Annotated in this window: 12 protein-coding genes; 2 read left to right on the top strand and 10 right to left on the bottom strand. The window is 60.5% G+C overall.

Features of this window, described 5'->3' with window-relative positions:
* Positions 1-15 precede the first annotated feature (15 nt).
* Positions 16-1,656: an AMP-binding protein gene (locus tag SK1NUM_RS00490; RefSeq protein ID WP_212323969.1), complete on the top strand. Its 1,641-nt coding sequence runs from the start codon at positions 16-18 to the stop codon at positions 1,654-1,656.
* 182 nt (positions 1,657-1,838) lie between these two features.
* On the opposite strand, the gene rfbA is transcribed toward SK1NUM_RS00490, so the two are convergent.
* The 3 genes from rfbA to SK1NUM_RS00475 all read right to left on the bottom strand — a co-directional run bounded on the left by rfbA (position 1,839) and on the right by SK1NUM_RS00475 (position 4,799).
* Positions 1,839-2,702, bottom strand: a complete 864-nt coding sequence (gene rfbA, locus SK1NUM_RS00485; protein WP_212323967.1) for a glucose-1-phosphate thymidylyltransferase RfbA — start codon at positions 2,700-2,702, stop codon at positions 1,839-1,841.
* 264 nt (positions 2,703-2,966) lie between these two features.
* Positions 2,967-3,965: a dTDP-glucose 4,6-dehydratase gene (gene rfbB / locus SK1NUM_RS00480; protein WP_212323965.1), complete on the bottom strand. Its 999-nt coding sequence runs from the start codon at positions 3,963-3,965 to the stop codon at positions 2,967-2,969.
* A gap of 543 nt (positions 3,966-4,508) precedes the next feature.
* Positions 4,509-4,799, bottom strand: a complete 291-nt coding sequence (locus SK1NUM_RS00475) for a transposase (protein ID WP_223927677.1) — start codon at positions 4,797-4,799, stop codon at positions 4,509-4,511.
* A 191-nt stretch (positions 4,800-4,990) separates the two neighbouring features.
* Between SK1NUM_RS00475 and SK1NUM_RS00470 the strand changes: the two genes are divergently transcribed.
* On the top strand, positions 4,991-5,689 hold the full coding sequence (locus tag SK1NUM_RS00470) for a response regulator (protein ID WP_212323961.1): 699 nt from the start codon (positions 4,991-4,993) through the stop codon (positions 5,687-5,689).
* A gap of 165 nt (positions 5,690-5,854) precedes the next feature.
* On the opposite strand, the gene SK1NUM_RS00465 is transcribed toward SK1NUM_RS00470, so the two are convergent.
* The 7 genes from SK1NUM_RS00465 to SK1NUM_RS00440 form a co-directional block, all read right to left on the bottom strand.
* Positions 5,855-7,255, bottom strand: a complete 1,401-nt coding sequence (locus tag SK1NUM_RS00465; RefSeq protein WP_212323959.1) for an FtsX-like permease family protein — start codon at positions 7,253-7,255, stop codon at positions 5,855-5,857.
* Positions 7,252-8,211, bottom strand: coding sequence for an ABC transporter ATP-binding protein (locus SK1NUM_RS00460; RefSeq protein ID WP_223927675.1), 960 nt, complete (start codon positions 8,209-8,211; stop codon positions 7,252-7,254). Before SK1NUM_RS00460 ends, SK1NUM_RS00465 begins: the two co-directional genes overlap by 4 nt.
* Positions 8,212-8,214: 3 nt before the next feature.
* Positions 8,215-10,206, bottom strand: a complete 1,992-nt coding sequence (locus tag SK1NUM_RS00455) for a S9 family peptidase (RefSeq protein WP_212323957.1) — start codon at positions 10,204-10,206, stop codon at positions 8,215-8,217.
* A gap of 24 nt (positions 10,207-10,230) precedes the next feature.
* On the bottom strand, positions 10,231-11,961 hold the full coding sequence (locus SK1NUM_RS00450; protein ID WP_212323955.1) for an ABC transporter ATP-binding protein: 1,731 nt from the start codon (positions 11,959-11,961) through the stop codon (positions 10,231-10,233).
* Positions 11,962-12,733: 772 nt separating this feature from the next.
* Positions 12,734-12,856 (bottom strand): hypothetical protein, encoded by a 123-nt coding sequence (locus SK1NUM_RS15100; RefSeq protein WP_263407057.1) that lies wholly within the window; start codon positions 12,854-12,856, stop codon positions 12,734-12,736.
* A 48-nt stretch (positions 12,857-12,904) separates the two neighbouring features.
* Positions 12,905-15,550, bottom strand: a complete 2,646-nt coding sequence (gene lanKC, locus SK1NUM_RS00445) for a class III lanthionine synthetase LanKC (RefSeq protein ID WP_223927899.1) — start codon at positions 15,548-15,550, stop codon at positions 12,905-12,907.
* Between the two features lie 668 nt (positions 15,551-16,218).
* A complete protein-coding gene (locus SK1NUM_RS00440) occupies positions 16,219-16,974 on the bottom strand; it encodes a transposase family protein (RefSeq protein WP_212321357.1) in 756 nt (251 codons plus the stop codon).
* Positions 16,975-17,036: the final 62 nt, after the last annotated feature.

Below are 17,036 nucleotides of genomic sequence, written 5' to 3'. Positions count from 1 at the left end.
AAGGAGAACGCCTCGATGTCGCCTCTGTCCACACCGCTGTCTCCGCTCGCCTTCCTCGCGCGTTCTTCCACCGCGTTCCGCACCAAGCTCGCTGTCGTCGACGGGGACCGCCGCTGGTCATTCGAGGACTTGGCCACCTCGGTACAGCAGTTTGCCGAGCACCTCATTGCCTGCGGCCTGCAGCCGGGCGACCGTGTGGCGATGATCGCCCCTAACTCCGCAGAACTCCTGATCGCCCACTTCGCCGTCCCAACAGCAGGTGGAGTGCTCGTGACCCTCAACACCCGGATGGCACCCCCCGAGATCCTGGCCATCTTGGAGCACTGCGAGGCGGCGTACTGCTTCGTCGACCCGGCACACACCAGCCGCCTACCCACACAGTTACCGGAGTCGCTGCAAGTCTTCCTGCTCCCTGACGCTCAGGGACAGGTCACGCCCTCCCCCACTCCGGGCGTCCGTGACTGGGGCGAGTTCACGGCCGCGGCCCTTGACGACATCACTGGATGGCCGGATCACTCCGAGCAGGACCTGATCTCGATCAACTACACCTCAGGTACCACCGGGCGACCGAAGGGAGTCATGTACAACCATCGAGGCGCGGCCCTCAACGCGCTGAGCCAGATCCATCACCAGGCGCTCGACTGCCACTCTGTGTATCTGTGGACGCTGCCGATGTTCCACTGTAACGGCTGGTGCGTGCCGTGGGCAGCAGTGGGCACGGGAGCAACGCAGGTGTGTCTGCGCGCGGTCACTTGCGAGACCGTGTGGAACCTCGTCAACCGCGAGGGAGTCACCCACCTGTGCGGGGCCCCCACCGTCCTCAACATCATTGCCAATGGGGTTGCGGGCCGGGAGCTGCGTCACCCGCTGACAGTCACCACAGCTGGCGCAGCCCCCACCCCCGGCATAATTGAACGCCTAGTGAAACTCGGCATCACGGTGATTCATGTCTACGGCCTGACCGAGTCGTACGGCCCCTATACCGTGTGCGAACCACAGACTTCCTGGTCTAACCTGCCCACCCACAAGCGGGCACGCCTCATGGCTCGGCAAGGAGTGTCGATGCTCACCGCCGAACCCGTGAGGGTCATCACCACGGACGACAGCATGACGGACGTACCTGCGGACGGTACGACCGTCGGCGAGATCGTGCTGCGCGGCAACACGGTGACGTCCGGCTACTTCAGAGACAAGGCGGCTACTGCAGCAGCTTTCCGCGGTGGCTGGTTCCACACCGGTGACCTGGCGGTCATGCACCCCGACGGATACATCGAGATCGTCGACCGCGCCAAGGACCTCATCATCTCAGGGGGCGAGAATGTCTCCACGATTGAGGTGGAGCAAACTCTCGCCGCCCATCCAGCAGTCGATGATGTGGCCGTAGTGGGACACCCCGACGAGTACTGGGGTGAGATCGTCGTCGCCTACGTTGTCGCCACCACGTCCGTGGAGGCCGAAGCCTTGCGCAGCTTCGCTCGCAGCTCCCTCGCCGGATTCAAGATCCCCAAGCGAATCCACTTTGTGAACCAGCTACCCATGACATCGACAGGAAAAGTGATGAAACAGAACCTACGCGAACACAAGATTGACAGCACCACGACTGCCCCGACCCAATCTGAGACGAGCAACAAATCGGTCGGACTCAAGGTGGCCTGACCGAGCCGTCACGGATCACCAACCGCAGAGGGAAGACACACTGGAGAAACGCGCTCGTTGCAACAGGGACCGGAGCTCTCCCTCGCCCCGATAGTTCCAGACCAGCCACTCACAAGAGAACCGCCGCTGCACCACCATGTCGGGACACAACGTATGTGGGCCGGAAGGCCCCTACTTGGCTATCAGGTATCCATGAGCCCGAGCAGATACTGTCCATACCCGGACTTGCCGAGTGTCTCGGCGCAACTCCTCAGCCCGTCGTCGTTGATGAAGCCCATGCGCCACGCGACCTCCTCAGGGGCTCCCACCTTGAGTCCCTGCCGTGCTTCCACGGTTTTTACGAATGCTGTCGCTTCGGCGAGAGAATCGAAGGTTCCGGTGTCTAGCCACGCTGTACCGCGTGGTAAGACCTCGACCGTAAGTCGCCCTGCTTCGAGGTAAGTCTGGTTTACGTCAGTGATCTCGTACTCTCCCCGGGCTGAGGGCTTCAGCTTCCGGGCAATCTCAAGGACATCGTTATCATAGAAGTACAGGCCTGGAACAGCGTAATTGGACTTCGGTACGCTGGGCTTCTCCTCAATGGACAGTGCCCTGAAGGACGCGTCGAACTCAACAACGCCATAGGCCTTGGGATTAGAGACGTGATAGGCGAACACCGCCCCGCCGTCAGGGTCGGTGTGGCGCCGTAACTGGTAGCCCATGCGGGGGCCATAGAAGATGTTGTCACCCAGGACTAGGGCGACAGATTCCCGCCCCACATGCTCGGCACCTAACACGAAGGCCTGCGCGAGCCCATTGGGAACCTCCTGGATCGTGTAGACAATATTGATTCCCCACTGGCTTCCATCGCGCAGCAGCCTATGAAATGCCTCAGCATCATGGGGGGTGGTGATGACCAGGATGTCGCGTATCCCTGCGAGCATAAGCGTGCTCAACGGATAGTAGACCATCGGTTTGTCGTATACCGGGAGCATCTGTTTAGACGACCCGATGGTAAGGGGATGGAGACGCGTACCAGACCCGCCTGCTAGGATAATTCCTTTCACTACTTACTCCTTTCTCAGTACTTCTTGTTGTGGCTGACTGTGCACCGAGTCGGCGCACATATTCATGGAGACCCGCAGCACCATCTCAAGGCGAGAATCCAATCTCCTTGATCCTGTCCAGTGTCAGTGTGAAGCGCCGCGGGCGTGACGCGATGCTTTGCCCCCGATGGCGGGTCGTCGTATTGACGACCCACGGGCATCCGTCGACGCCCAGCCAGAACACATCCTCGGCTAGGGCGTGATACGAGCGCACAGAATCTACTCCTACTGGCCGCGCGCCAAGTACTTGGCCTCCGTCGTGGCCTTGACGGGACGCCACCACGACTCATTAGCCCGGTACCAGTCGATGGTTTCTTTGAGCCCAGCCCTAAACTCCGTAAACTTCGGCTCCCACCCCAGTTCATCACGAAGCTTGGAGAAGTCAATCGCGTAACGCAAGTCATGCCCGCTACGGTCGTTGACATGAACATAGTCATCAGCGTTATGACCCATGAGTTCCAGAATCATCTCAACCACGGTCTTGTTAGCCTGTTCTCCGTTGGCCCCGATGAGATAGGTCTCTCCAATCTTGCCCGACTCAACAATACGCCAAACCGCCGAATTGTGGTCGTCGACGTGAATCCAATCACGCACATTGAGACCGGCTCCATACAATCTCGGCTGAGCCCCATCAAGTATATTCGTGATCTGCCTCGGTATGAACTTCTCGATATGCTGTCGAGGCCCATAATTATTGGAGCAATTGCTGATGGTGGCCTCGACTCCAAAACTGCGAACCCATGCCCTCACGAGGTGGTCACTTGCGGCTTTGGAGGCTGAGTAGGGACTGGAGGGGCGATAGGGGCTATCCGGCGCAAACTTAGCGGGATCATTGAGCTCTAGATCACCATAGACCTCATCGGTGGATACGTGATGGAGGCGTCGCTCGTGCACCCTCACCGCCTGCAACACATTGAACGTCCCCACGATATTCGTATCGATAAAAGCACGCGGCGCATCCAATGAGTTGTCGTTGTGGGATTCAGCAGCAAAATGAACCACCACGTCGTGCGCTTCGACCAGTTCACTCACTAGGTCCAGGTCGGCGACACTCCCCTCGACGAAAGCGTGACGTTCAGAGGGAAGCCCCTCGAATGAGGCCAGATTCCCAGCGTATGTGAGTGAGTCCAACACCGTCCATGAAGCATCGGTATTTCGCGCTAGCCAGTGTAAGAAATTGCTCCCAATAAACCCTGCACCACCGGTCACAAGAACTCGTTTCATGCCTAACAGCATACCTGCCGCACCTCCGTTTCTCAGCTCTTCGCAGATGAAGGTGTACCAAGCATGTGTGAAGTGGCGGCTGGCTAGCGGCTCAGGGATCCACTCGGTCCATCATACATATCGCTAGGCTCTACTCAGGGCTCAAGGACCATCACACACATCATCAACTTCATATGCCACAGCGCCTACTCGACCAGTCCGATAACAGCACGGTCACGCTAAATGCCTTGCTGCATCTGGAGCACATCCGATCCGGGGACGCTTTCAGCAGCTTGGCAGACACCATTCTCATACCCATATCCGCCTCATCGGGTAACACCTTCCCACACCGCATTAATCACGGCAGCAATCACCGTTCCAACCGAATCCTGCGCTTGACCGTCATTAGAATGCTCTGCATTTCGTGGACAGTAGCGAAAAATTAGCCACATGCGCGCCGTCACGAACCTTCACGATTCGGCGCGTCAAGGTAGATGACCGGGTAGAAAACCTCTAAGGGCTACGATTTCGCCTGCGACGGCCTTGGCAACCTTGCTGATCATCTCACCCACGACCACCCAGCCTGCGTGAGCCCTTAGGCATCAGTATCGAAGAGAAGCTAGAGTTGCGACTCCGAGGCTGGTCGAGCTGAATGTCGCCGACCTCACTGACCACCGTCTTCAGGGCCGTCCCGTTACGGGAATTGCCCGAGCCCTGGCCGGCCATCTCACCACGCAGATAGCCCAGATGATCGCTGAGCTCAGCCTCTACACCTCGTTCGAGCACAGCCTTGGTCATCTCCGGCAAGAGCCCACCCACCGCGGTCAACGCAACCCCTCGCTCGTCAGAGGCCACAACAGCTCATCACCGACAAGCTCACACTGCAGCCGGCGCGCCTCTGGCTTCTGCTCAAACTCCTTCGTCACGGTCACAGTCAATCTCCTTCAGCAACGACCTGACCTCTTACAAGAGAATCTGACACCTCCGCCCGTTGTTGCTTCCACGCTACGACACGCCGTGTCATGATGGCCCCTTAGAATCTCCCCATGACGACTCAACTGCAGAGGGTTCTGGTGGTTGACGATGATCCCCTTGTCATCGAGGCCTACCGGATGATGCTGGCTATGACAGAGGACTTCGAGATCTGCGCGAAAGCACACAATGGTCGAGAAGCGATCCGCGCCTACACCCAGCACCAGCCCAATATCACGTTGATGGACCTTCAGATGCCGGAGATGAGCGGGCCAGAGGCCATCGCGGCTATCTGCAAGCGAGATCCACGGGCGATCGTCGTCGCCCTGACAACATTCGGGACCCGCTCACACGTGGTGGCGGCCCTCCGGGCAGGGGCATCCGGGTACCTCATGAAGAACCTGCGGGCCGGGGAGCTGATTGATGCAATGAGGCATGCTCTCGCTGGAGAGATGCCGCTATCATCGTCCATCCGACGGATGCTGGTAAACACGCTGCTCGACGATGACATCGGCCCAAAGGAACCCGAAGACATGAAGCTCACCCCCCGAGAGTTGGATGTGCTCGGGTGTTTAGCTGAGGGACTCAACAACGTGGAAATCGCATCCCAGCTCTACGTCTCCGAGGGATCAGTCAAGCAGTACCTCTCCCACATCGGGGACAAGCTTGGTGTCCGATCACGCACACAAATCCTGGTGCTCGCCATACGCAAGCGTCTGATCGACCCAGAGACGGGCAAACCGGCGGACGTAAGCACCCAGTCCAAGGACTAGCGTCGGGTCTGTCAAGTGGACGATGTCCCTGGGATCGCGGTCATGAAGTTATGCGGCCTTCGAGGTGACCAGGTTCTCCCGGCGACCTGACGCGACGGCGGGTTTCTCCAAAAACACCCGTCTTCGTAAACCACTACCACTAGGCCAACCGACCGCGTGGATCAGTCAGTCGGCGACGAGACGGGCGATGACTGCGGGTTCGGACATGCTGCGTGCACGCAGGGTCGGCACCACGGTAGCTGCGATGGTGATGGCGAAGGTCACGAGGACCGCGCCCACGAAGATCCCGTACGGCGGGACGAACGCGAACACAAACTTGTGCGTCATCGGAAAGCCAAGGGCCAGCAGCCCCACCGCGCCGGCGGTCATGACGAGCGCGAGGATCGTGGCCGTCACCGAGATGATGACTGCTTCCAAGAGGGGAACCAGCAACCGCTGACGCGGGGTTGCACCGACGACGCCAAGCAGAGCGAGCTCTGCGTCACGCTGCTTGGACATCATGATGAGCGACCCGACCCCGCCGGATAGAGACAGCAGCAGTGGCAGCCCTAAAAGGATGAGCATCGTCCTCCAACCGGTTCCGTGCACTTCTACGTGGTATCCACTCGCATCGAAAGTGCCCTGCAAGGACCCGACAACACTCGCCATCCCGAGCAGCAGCCCGATGGTCATCATCACGGGAACGACCGAACGCACGAGGCGGGGAGCCCGAGCGTACACAGTGCGGCGCGCGAGCTGCCAGCTGGGAATCGCCAGCGGCAGCAGCCGAACCCAGGCGAAGGTGAGCGGCCGAATCAGCACGGGGGCCAGCAGCGAGAACAGCATGGCCAACAGCACCAGCACCAGCAACGACGCCTGCATCAAGTTGAACACCGTGTCCGGCGTCACCTCCGCCGCAGTCGAGAACACCGAGAGATACGAGCCCACCACAGCAATGCCGATGATCACTGCCATGACGATCCGGAAGGGCGACATCTTGGCGCCCTCGTCGCCGCTGGCGTGCTGCCGCACCGCATCGACTGGCGGCACCTTACTGGCCCGACGCGTCTGGCGGAGGCCACCAACAACGGCCACGACGACAGCGATAGCCACGGCGGCGAGAGCGATCGGAAGCGAGTACACGGGCTCGGGGAACGGCACTTCCTCGCTAGCTTCAGTCTGCCGCCAGGTAACGAGGAAGGCGAGCACGGGACGCAGCGCAAGCAGGGCCAGAACGGCTCCGATGACGGAACTCAGCAGGCTCATCGCCACCAGCTGCACGATCACCGTCCGAACGATCTGTCGCGGGGTGGCGCCGTTAAGGGCCAGCCGTGCCAGGGCACCTCGCCGCGCGCTGAGCGCCAGGTTCGTGGCGGTGCCTAGGACGACGAGGGCCACGAGGGATGTGTACACCATGTTGACACCTGCCAGGACACTCAACGAAGCCGTTTTATCCCCCTCTACAACCATGGAGGCCTCCACCAGGGCCGGGAGCACCAAAGCGAAGTTCGTCGCGACAAAGGCTAGGCTGACACCGAGCCACGTTCTGAGAGACCCGCGCAGTTCGGCAAGAAGCAGGGTTCTCATGCTCGTGCCCTCTCTGTGAGCTCGGTGAGGACGTCGGCTACCTGGGAGACACTCTGCGGACGCAACTCACCCACCAGGTAGCCGTCGAACAGGAAGACCACACGATCGCACCGCGCCGCCACGCCCGGGTCGTGTGTGACCACGACGACTGACCGCCCCGCCTGACGAGTGATCTCCGCCAGCCTCGCCATCACGAGCTCACCCGAGCGCGAGTCCAGCGCACCGGTCGGCTCATCAGCGAAGACGATTTGAGGTTGCTGTGCCAGAACCCGGGCCAGGGCGGTCCGTTGCTGCTCGCCGCCGGACATTGATGGGACCTTAGCGTCGACGCGATGTCCAAGCCCCACCTCGTTCATGACGGCGATGAGCTGCTCCTTCGGAGGTTTCCGGCCGGACAGGAGGTACGGCAACGCGACGTTCTCGTAGGCGGTGAGCGTCGGGACGAGGTTGTACGACTGGAAGACGAACCCCAGCTCGCCCCGGCGCATCTCGGCCAATGCCTTACGAGACTGGCTCGCCAGGTCGGTTCCGTTGAGACTGACCTGCCCGCTCGTCGGCTGATCGAGGCCAGCGAGACAGTACATCAGGGTGGATTTGCCGGAGCCCGAGGGACCCATGATGGCAACCATTTCACCCGGCATGATCTGCAACGACGCACCGTGCAGAACAGGGACCTCTTTCCCATCGACCGAGAAGGACTTCGAGACCTGGCGAGCTTCCACTGCCGGCACTGCGTTCATTTCTCGTCTCCTATCTTCGTATTGAAGCAACTGCATATCGTTCATTGATGCCCGGCGCGGAGTCTCAACGCCGCTGACCTCTGGGGACAGCCCCCACGTTGCTGGCGCCTCTGACGCCAACTCACAGCGGTCATGGATGCCCGTTGGTGAGTGCTCCATGGTGCGGGCCGCGTAGTAGGCAGTCCTCGCCCCGTAGAACTCCTTCGTATTACTCATTGTTCATCCTGCTTCCGTTCTTGTGCTGACAAGACATGCTTTTCCGGCAAACGGGCCTACACCAAGTGCTTCGTCCACCCAATTGACCAGCGAGCTCGGGTCGACACCTCGTCCCCACAGGTCGTGACCGCCCTCGAGGTCGTACCACAACGTGGTGTGTCCACCGTTGACGCGGGAACGGATCACCCACGCGAGCCCGAGGCGTGGATCCACCCGACGATCGCGAGCTGCTATCACGACCAGAGTGTCCGCCGTCGGCTTATTGAGCCTCTGTATGGGAGACAACCTTTCCAACACCGCTCTGGCCTGAGGGTTGCCCAACGGGTCGCCCCACTCGTCTTGATCGGCCAGCTTGGTAGGCGAATTCAGATGGGTCAGGGCCAGCAGGGGATCCACATAGCCGTTCACGATCACCCCGGCATCGATGGTCTCTGGAGTCTCCACGAGTAGCGAGGCGACAAGGAATCCCCCCGCTGACGCCCCGATTGCGCACACCTGGGAGGCGACGACCGGTCCCTCTTCGGAGCGAAGCCACTCGATAGCGGCCAGTGTATCCGCGACGGAACGCTCGCGCCGCAGGCCCGACCCGTCGTGGTGTCGCTGGGCATCTCCGCCTCCCCGAACGGCGGCCGTCGCAACGGCGTAGCCATGATCGAGCCAGTCCGGCAGCTGGGGGTCCGAGTCCAGATCAAGGTCGATGCCGTAGGCCCCGTACACATGGAGAATCACGGGCCCCTGGAACTTCTTGTCGCCGCGCCACCGGACGTCAACTGCGACCTCGTAGCCATCGTCGGACAGACAGGTTGCTCGGTGACTTCTCGTCTCCGACTCCGGCAGGGCTGGTTCGATCAGCACCCCCCCGCGGCTGTCGAAGAGCCACTTCATGGCCCCTCCGCCCGGACGCGACTCATGGACGACGAAGCCCACACTCTGGGCGCTGGCGTTGTCCACGATTCGGAACGAGCCGGGCGAGTCCGCGAGTTGAGTCGGGGACACAGATTGCAACGGGTTCACCGGCAGATACAGGAGCTTTTCGCCTAGGTGCTGCTCGTCAGAGGCCCCTACGCGAAGAAGGGCACAGCCGTCGTTGGCCACCACCTGGCGGACCGATCCCACGCCCTGGGCGACGGTCCAGCACTGTCCCGGGCGGTTTCCCTCGATCAGTGTGGCATCTGCCCTCCAGCAGCCCTCGTCGTCGTTGATTGCTTCCAGGAGCACCGGATCATCGTCGAGAATGCCGACGTCAGCCAACTGTGGGTTCCGGAGAGGCTGCAGGGTGTCGATGGGTTCCGGGGCACCGGGGCGTGCGATGTCGAACAACTGCCAGATACGACGGCTCCGCACTCCGCGCGCCACCTTGAGGAAGCGGCGGAGAGCGCATGGCACAAGCCGGACGCCGCCCGCCGGACCCTCCGCGATCACGTGGGTTTCTTCGAACGATCCCTCCTGGGATATCCGGACGAGACGCGCCCGAGCCATGTCAGGCTTGGCTGGATGGGACTCTACGAGGGCGATGGCCGGCGCGGGATCGGCATAGACGACGGCGTCGGGGTACAGGCCGAGGATCACCAGCCGCGGCTCCGGGTCGGTGCTGTCGTAGAGAATGGCCGCCCAGCTCTCGCGCTTCGGATCACGAAGTATCCGCAACCACCAGGCGAGGTCGGACGTGGCGTCTGACCTCTGCGACAGCCAGCCGTGGACTTCCGGCACCTCCGCGTCGGTTACCGTGAACGGCAATCCCACAGGCCGTTGCTCGACGGGGTCCGAGACGAGTTGACCGCTGAGGGCCCGCGATTCATCCATCGCCAACCGGAGCCATCCCCCGGGAAGCGGCACCAACTCCACCTCCTGCGTGGTATTCCTCGTGGGCACCTTGGCCGAGAAACGGTCGACTGAGTAGCCATGCTCCTTCAGGAGAGCACGCATAGCCTCATCACTAGAGTGAAGGATCTTCAGCACCGGCATCGTGGCCGTCTGATTCTCGTTCGAACTCATGAGAAAATCACTCTTTCAAGACGTTCAGGCTGCGATAAGCGACCGGAACAAGGCTGAGCGGCGACGGACCTCCGCCGGGGTGCCGAACTCCACCAGCCTCCCCTTATCGAGGACGATGACAAGATCCGCGGCGTCTATACCGAAGTTGCCGTGTCCAGCAGCAAGAGTCGTGGTGTCTGGCATGGTTGCGCGAATGACATTCATGACTTGAGCTCGGTTCAAAACGTCAAGTCCCGAGGTGATTTCATCCAGCAAAAGCATTCGGGGCTGGCCGACCAGTGTTCGGGCGATCGCCAAGCGCTGCCGCTCTCCTCCAGAGAAGGCATAGGCAGACTCACCGACCGCCGCGGAGAGGCCACCTTCTCGATCCGAGATCACATTGCCGAGCCCTACCTGGCGGATGATCTCCCAGCAGTGCTCATCGTCAATGTCGCGGCCGAGGAGCAGGTTGTCTCGTACGGTCCCACTGAACAGGGGGCACGATTGCTCAATGTATCCCACCTGCCTGCGGTAGTGGGGCTCGTCGAGATGATCCAGAGGGATCCCGTCGACCCAGATCCTGCCGCTGGTGGGCTCTACGAACTTCTCCATGAGAGAGAGGATCGTCGACTTCCCGGAGCCAGAGGATCCGGTGAGGGCCACCCAGGCGCCGGCCGGCACGCTGAAGGAAACATCGTCGAGGGCGTATTCCCGCCCACCGCTCGCCTCTGGGTACTTGACCGAGACATTCTCGAAGTCCACGTAGCCCCGCAGATCGATCTGCACCGGCTCCGTGACCGCCTCGAGCTGGACGGGTTTGGTGTGAATACGCGAAGACGGCGCCTGCCGCGTTACCTCCTCAAGCTCCACGAGGCGCTGCACGGCCCCGAGGGACTTGGCTATCTCCATGACCAAGTCGCTGCTTCCAAGGATTGGACCGACCATGATGAGAGTGAACATGAAGAAGGCGACCAGCGACTCAATGGGCAGGACCCCCGAGTGAACGCGCATCACCGCGATGAAGACGACGAGTACTAACGTCGCCTGCAGGCAGGCCGTGATGATGGGACCCATGAACGCGCGTGATCGGTCGCCGCGGTTAGCTGCTACCAGTAGTTCATTGCTTGAGACGTCGAGGCGTCGCGCGGCGAACTTCTCGGCCACGTAGGCCCTGAGTGTCAGCACGGACTCAAGCGAGCGGGTGAGCTCGGCCACGAATCCCCCCTGCGCCTCCTGACGCTGGTACGACAACCCGGTCAGACGCCGTGACAAAATAACGATGAAAACCAGGCATGCCACCGTCATACCGAGGGCTGCCGAGGTCAGCATCGGGTCGATGATGACCATCTGGATCAGGGCACCGCCCACGGTCACGATATTTCCGAGAGCCTGAAGCGGTCCGCGGGAGAAGACCTTGTTCAGCAGCTCGGCATCAATGCTGCAGCGTGCGACGAGATCCGCCGTCGGGTGCTGCACGAGCTTGCCAGCGGGGATGCGCAGGGACATCTTCGCAGCTTCATCACGGAACCTCTGCACGCTCCGGTTGCCCGCTACGGCGCTCAATGCGCCGACCAGGGATGTGAAACCGGATGCCACCACCGCGATGCCCGCCAAGGCGAGTCCATAGGGAACTACATCGGCGAACACCCCGGTCTGGAGCTTTCCGACAATCTGCCCGGTGAGCTGCGGCTGCATAAGTGAGAGCAGGGATGCCAGGATCGTGCCGACGGCGATGAAGATGACAGCCCGCGGTTCCAGCCAGAGGATCCGGCCCAACTGACCAAGTCGAGACTTTGGAAGCTTGGCGAGGATCCCTGTGCCTAGCTCTCGCTCATCCTGTGGAACGTCAGAACCGAGCCTACGAGCGGCATCCGCGGCGATGCTCCGCCGGGGCACGGCGTTTCGCCCCTGATTGCTCGTTCGTGCGAGATCTAGACGTCTCGCGGTACTCGTGGTCACGGCTCCTCCGACTCATGTTTCCCAGGGATTCGGCCCCGATTCTCAAGATTTGATTTCTGTATTTGATTCCTGTGATTTGATCTCATTCTTCTGACGCACCAAGACCTGTCCTGAGCCTGATGCGATGGTCGAGATCTCATTTATTGCCAAGAGCTATCCGCCCTGACATTGTGAGGGCCGATTGACCGGCGGCAGCGGCTCTGGACTGCCGCCGGTCAATCGCCTTGGGGGATTTTCATCTACCGATCATTTCGGAAGAGTCCCCAGTTCCCTTGCGTTACGAGCAATACGCTCTACGCATCCGCCGAGTCTCAGCAGAGGAAATAGCTCTGCGTGCTGGCATCACCCCAACAAAGGGATGTGGATGTCCGAGACGTCTTAACCTCTCCGTTCTGCTCTACGTCATTGGCCTGAAGCTCTAGAATGTTCAACATTGTTTTCACCTCCTCTCTGTCGTCACCTGGGCTTCGGGGTTAGCATTGCGGCTCCCACCGAAGCGAACTCTTGCTTTAGTTACTGTTGATGACTCCAAGAAGATCACACTTTTCAAAGCCTCGGGATTCGAAATCTGCTCTTGGCTCCATAGTTGTCACCCACAGAACGCAGGGCTGTACCTGCTGTTGTCCTCACAGACGGTCCAGCTCCAGTTAGAGTCCTTCTCCTCAAAAGTGTTTTCCTGCTCTTGGATCTGCATGTTCAGGATGTTTGCCATGGTTGTCACCTCCTTCCTGTCAATAGTGTGGTTGCCACACTCGTGCCGTTAGGCGACGAGCTCCCGGCTCGGCTCGACCTCGAAGGTCGTGCTCACCGAACCAAGTTCATTGGTCAGCAGCAAGGGGTGTTGCCGCAGGGTATTGGCCGTTCGAGCGCTCACCGGGAGGCTCAGATACGGGTGCTGCTGGCTGTAACTCTCCAGGGCCAGAGCGATTCCGGCCGCTCCGGTGTTCAGGTCCGAGCTGAGGCGGATGAGACCCTCACCGACCACGACGACGTGGTCCTCGTGCTGGAACAGGCTATTGAGCAAAAGTCTCACCTGACGGGGCGTCTCGGTCTCACCAAATTGCCCGGCAGCGCAGAGTGACGCCACGATGCCTGCTCGGCCGTGATCCAGTCCCGGGTAGATGTAGAAGTCCGAGGAACAGGTCTTGATGATGCCGCTCCGTTCGGTCGGCGTCAGCACAGGTTGGCCGGTGAGGCGCTCGAGCGCCGTACCAACAACCATCACTCCGGCCGAACCCCAGCCGAAATAAGGCAAGATCCGATTCTTATCGACGTCCTTGACTAAGAGGTCACCAGTCGGCGAGGTCACACAGGCATCGACTTCCTCGCGGAGTCTCTCGCGCGCCCACCCGAGGGGTTCGGGGATGTTGCCGGCGGACGCGGCCACGATATCCGTGAGCGCCAGACCCGTCAGCCCGTAATCCAGGCCGCGCCGATGGCGGATCGCGTCATGCGCGAGGCCTGGCATAGTAACGGTACGGTGAAGTCGGCGGTGGGCCTCCAAGGCCTTGCCACGAAGATCTTCATTGCGTGCGCTCACGGCCACCTCGAGCGCGGCCAGGATGACACCAGCCCGGCCCTCTGCCAAGTTGACCCCATGCAGTCCCTCCGAGCGTTCAAGCGCGGTTTCAACCGCAGCCACCGCTTCGTCGTGCTCGCCGACCTCACTAAGAGCCAAGCCGATTCCAGCGAGGCCATCGTAGAGGCCGGGTTTCTCTCCGGCCGGCCAGCGGCGCACCGCCTTCTTCAGCGCCGCGACGTCCTCCTCGGACACCGGATAGCCCGCTCGCTGTTGGGCAAGAACGATGCCGGCGCGGCCGGCGCCCAACGTCTCCCGAAACTCAGCTCCGTCGTTGCTGACATCGCCGGGGTAGGAGCCATCGATACCGAACTGCTTCGACCATTCGATTCCGCGCATCAGCCCGGCAAGAGCATCGTTCAGGGTCAACGGCTCCGACGGGACTCCGACCTCGAAATCGGTCGCAGTGACGGGACGTAACTCTGAAGGATAGCGCTCCTGGACCTTCGACAACAGTTCGTAGGCCTCCTCGCCGTTGATCTCGCGCAGCTTCTCACAACACCGCCGCCAATAGCCAGGCGTGAGGGATTCCATCTCGAAGTCGGCGTGGAAGAGCAACATGATGCATCTCGCCACGGCAAACCAATCCGCTTCTCTGGCGTCCGCAGACTTGTCGGCACAGTACTCGTAGATCCGGACACCGATCTTTCGGTCCTCGTCAATGGGAGCCGCGTCCTCAAGATCCAGCATCGTGACGACCCTGTCGGGGGAGACAAGGATGTTCCCCGGGTGGAGATCCCCGAAGGTCCAGCCGCGTTCGTGAATGCTCTCCACTATGTCGACGATCTGCCTCGCGACCTCTACGGCCTGACGGGAGTACTCGACGACATCCAACTCACGCAGGTCGGTGCTGTGCACCACCCAGTTGGTCAACGTTCGCCCGTCAACGTAGTCAAGTTCGAGGTAACGGTGCTCCCACGCGGTGAAGGATCCTCGAAGTTGCTGCACCCCGGGGACCCCCTGGAGGTCCCGCAGCACGCGTTCTTCCGTCAACTGACGCTCGAGCGCGCAACGCCCTCGGCCGTCCAGGCCAGCGAAGGGCCGTGCCTCACGAAGGACCCTCACTTGCCCGTCAGGCAGCTCGGCTTTGTAGACACCACCTGCATTGCTGAAGTGGAGCGGGGTAATCGAGGAGAACTCATCTAGCCGGGACTCACAGTTCTGCTGGGAAGCTTCATAGGACTGACGAAGCACCTCGGGGATCTCCACGCCGTCGGGGATGACGACGCGGGGGGCACGCTGATCGGGAATAATCCTCATAGTGAGCGGTTCCACGATGGACTCCACAGGATGGTCGTCCTCACCGTTGACCCGCATACCCACGATAGCGCCGTAACGCACATAGATCGGGGCGTTGTCGACGTAGCGCAAGTCCGACAGGATGTATGGGCCTTCCTGCCCCTCAAGTTCGCGAGCCAGGCGCTGCAAGAGCTTCCCCAAGTGATCGTCGTCGTCTGGGTAGATCGTGATGAACTTGCCTGCGGAGCCACGGTCCGCTTGCTTAGAGGAGGAATCGAGCAGACGAGCCCTCGTTGGAAGGAACTTGAACGACACTCCACCCTCTAGGCATACGGCGGTAGTGCGGGCCAGAATCATCTCAGCGCAAGCCAACGACGCAGAAATATGGATCTTCCACCCTTGGGAGCGCGGCTTCCAGCCGCGTGGCCACCAGCATTCCCACTGTCCCCAGGAGTGCTTCAGCCAATCAGGAGGCAGCGCTGCGGACTGGAGACGCTGCTGCTGGTGAACCATCCGATCGACAAGGGGCTTCTTCTCGCCGTAATACGGGGAGGTCTTGGTTGCCGCCTGATAGTATTCGGGACGCACTGCCACGGGTCTTCTCTTTCTTGCTAACCGAAACCATCTGCGTTTCGGATTCTTGCTGGCTTCTTACCCTCTAAGCTGGACGGTGATTTGTCGCGACCGCTCAGGGGAGTGGGTGAGGCCCCGGGACCGTATTCAAATCAATGAAGATTTGCGCTGGTTCTGATCGAATCAACAATTCGTTGACTCTTCCGGGGAAATTCTGTTAAATTGGGGCGGATATCGAGTCGGAATAAAGCAATCTTCCCTTCCGCTCAAGGCCGCCGTTCCGCCACCCACTCAATTTCACTGAGGGTCGGGTCGTCGGCTTCAAATTCGGATTGTCAGGTCGCTCACGTTCGCGTGGCGGACTCTCCGCAGGAATGCCACAAATCAAAGTCCCTAAGGGCTTCATCAAAACCAACAGCATCCCCGCCTAGGATTCCCACACGCCGTCTCCAACGACTCAGCGGGAATCTTGGTGCGAAGGAAATCCTTTGCACGACTCCCGAACCGAGAATTTCACTGGGCTGCTTCATGGCATTAAATCTATGCATCAGAGAAACCCAGCAAAACAGACTCGCAGCCAATGGTCGATAGCCAGCTGGCTAGTCCTGGCAGGGCTTTCGACGAGGGTTCCCCACCACCTGGACAGTGGGGATATCATCCCTTCTCAGTGCCGTGAGGCTTATTCATAGACTGTAGGCGAAGATGAGTCCTGTGACGGCTTGTATTGTGGTTTCGAAGGTGTTGTAGGGGCGGCGGTAATCGGTGTGTAGAACACGCCAGGTTTTGACGTTCGCGATGACACGTTCGATGAGGTAGCGGACGCGGTTGATGGTCGTGTTGTTTCTTTTGTCGCTGTCGGTGAGTTCACCATGGGCGGGTTTCTTCGCGGGGGTGATCATCCCCAATCCGATGTAGCCTTTGTCTCCAATATGACTTTGACTGTCGAGGGCTGCGAGGAAGCCGGATTCCTTGATGGCCTTTGCATCATGCACACTACCCGGCAGGGGCGGGGAGATCCAGGCGAGCTGTCCGGCCAGGGTGCAGGCCACTTGCAGGTTCACCCCCGTCGTGTGGTGCTTGCCTGAGTACAGCTCGGGACGGTCGTGCCACGACCAGCAGGACACCAGAGTACCGTCGATGATGTACTGACGGTCCGGGTCGAGGTCCCCCACACTGGGCACCCAGTTCTGGAGGGCTTCGGCGATCAGGGGAGTGTAGACCGCCACCACTCGTGAGATGGTGGCTTGGGAGACTGTGTGGATGTCGGCCAGCAACTCCTGGGTGAGATTGTGCCGCAATATCAACACAGTGACCTGGATACAGCGGAACAAGCCCAGGACACGGGACCCTGCCGGGGGAAGGTTTCCGGAACGGGATGTGTGGATCAGTTCGCACAGGTTGAGGATCTGGTCACGGTCAAGGCTTGTGGTAGTATTCACGGCGGCGGCTTGTCTTTCATCTGAGGGTTTTCTTTCTGCATTTTGAATTATCTCAGATCGGG

The sequence above is a fragment of the Arachnia rubra genome (genome assembly GCF_019973735.1).
Taxonomy (GTDB): domain Bacteria; phylum Actinomycetota; class Actinomycetes; order Propionibacteriales; family Propionibacteriaceae; genus Arachnia; species Arachnia rubra.
The sequence above is the reverse complement of the archived record's forward strand: the minus strand, read 5'-3'. Positions and strand labels throughout refer to the sequence as shown.

What these genes read in the sequence shown, in the direction of transcription:
- SK1NUM_RS00490 (WP_212323969.1), top strand. Translation starts at nt 16, where the DNA reads ATGTCGCCTCTGTCCACACCGCTGTCTCCGCTCGCCTTCCTCGCGCGT.
- rfbB (WP_212323965.1), bottom strand. Translation starts at nt 3,965, where the DNA reads ATGAAACGAGTTCTTGTGACCGGTGGTGCAGGGTTTATTGGGAGCAAT.
- SK1NUM_RS00470 (WP_212323961.1), top strand. Translation starts at nt 4,991, where the DNA reads ATGACGACTCAACTGCAGAGGGTTCTGGTGGTTGACGATGATCCCCTT.
- SK1NUM_RS00465 (WP_212323959.1), bottom strand. Translation starts at nt 7,255, where the DNA reads ATGAGAACCCTGCTTCTTGCCGAACTGCGCGGGTCTCTCAGAACGTGG.
- SK1NUM_RS00460 (WP_223927675.1), bottom strand. Translation starts at nt 8,211, where the DNA reads ATGAGTAATACGAAGGAGTTCTACGGGGCGAGGACTGCCTACTACGCG.
- SK1NUM_RS00455 (WP_212323957.1), bottom strand. Translation starts at nt 10,206, where the DNA reads ATGAGTTCGAACGAGAATCAGACGGCCACGATGCCGGTGCTGAAGATC.
- SK1NUM_RS15100 (WP_263407057.1), bottom strand. Translation starts at nt 12,856, where the DNA reads ATGGCAAACATCCTGAACATGCAGATCCAAGAGCAGGAAAACACTTTT.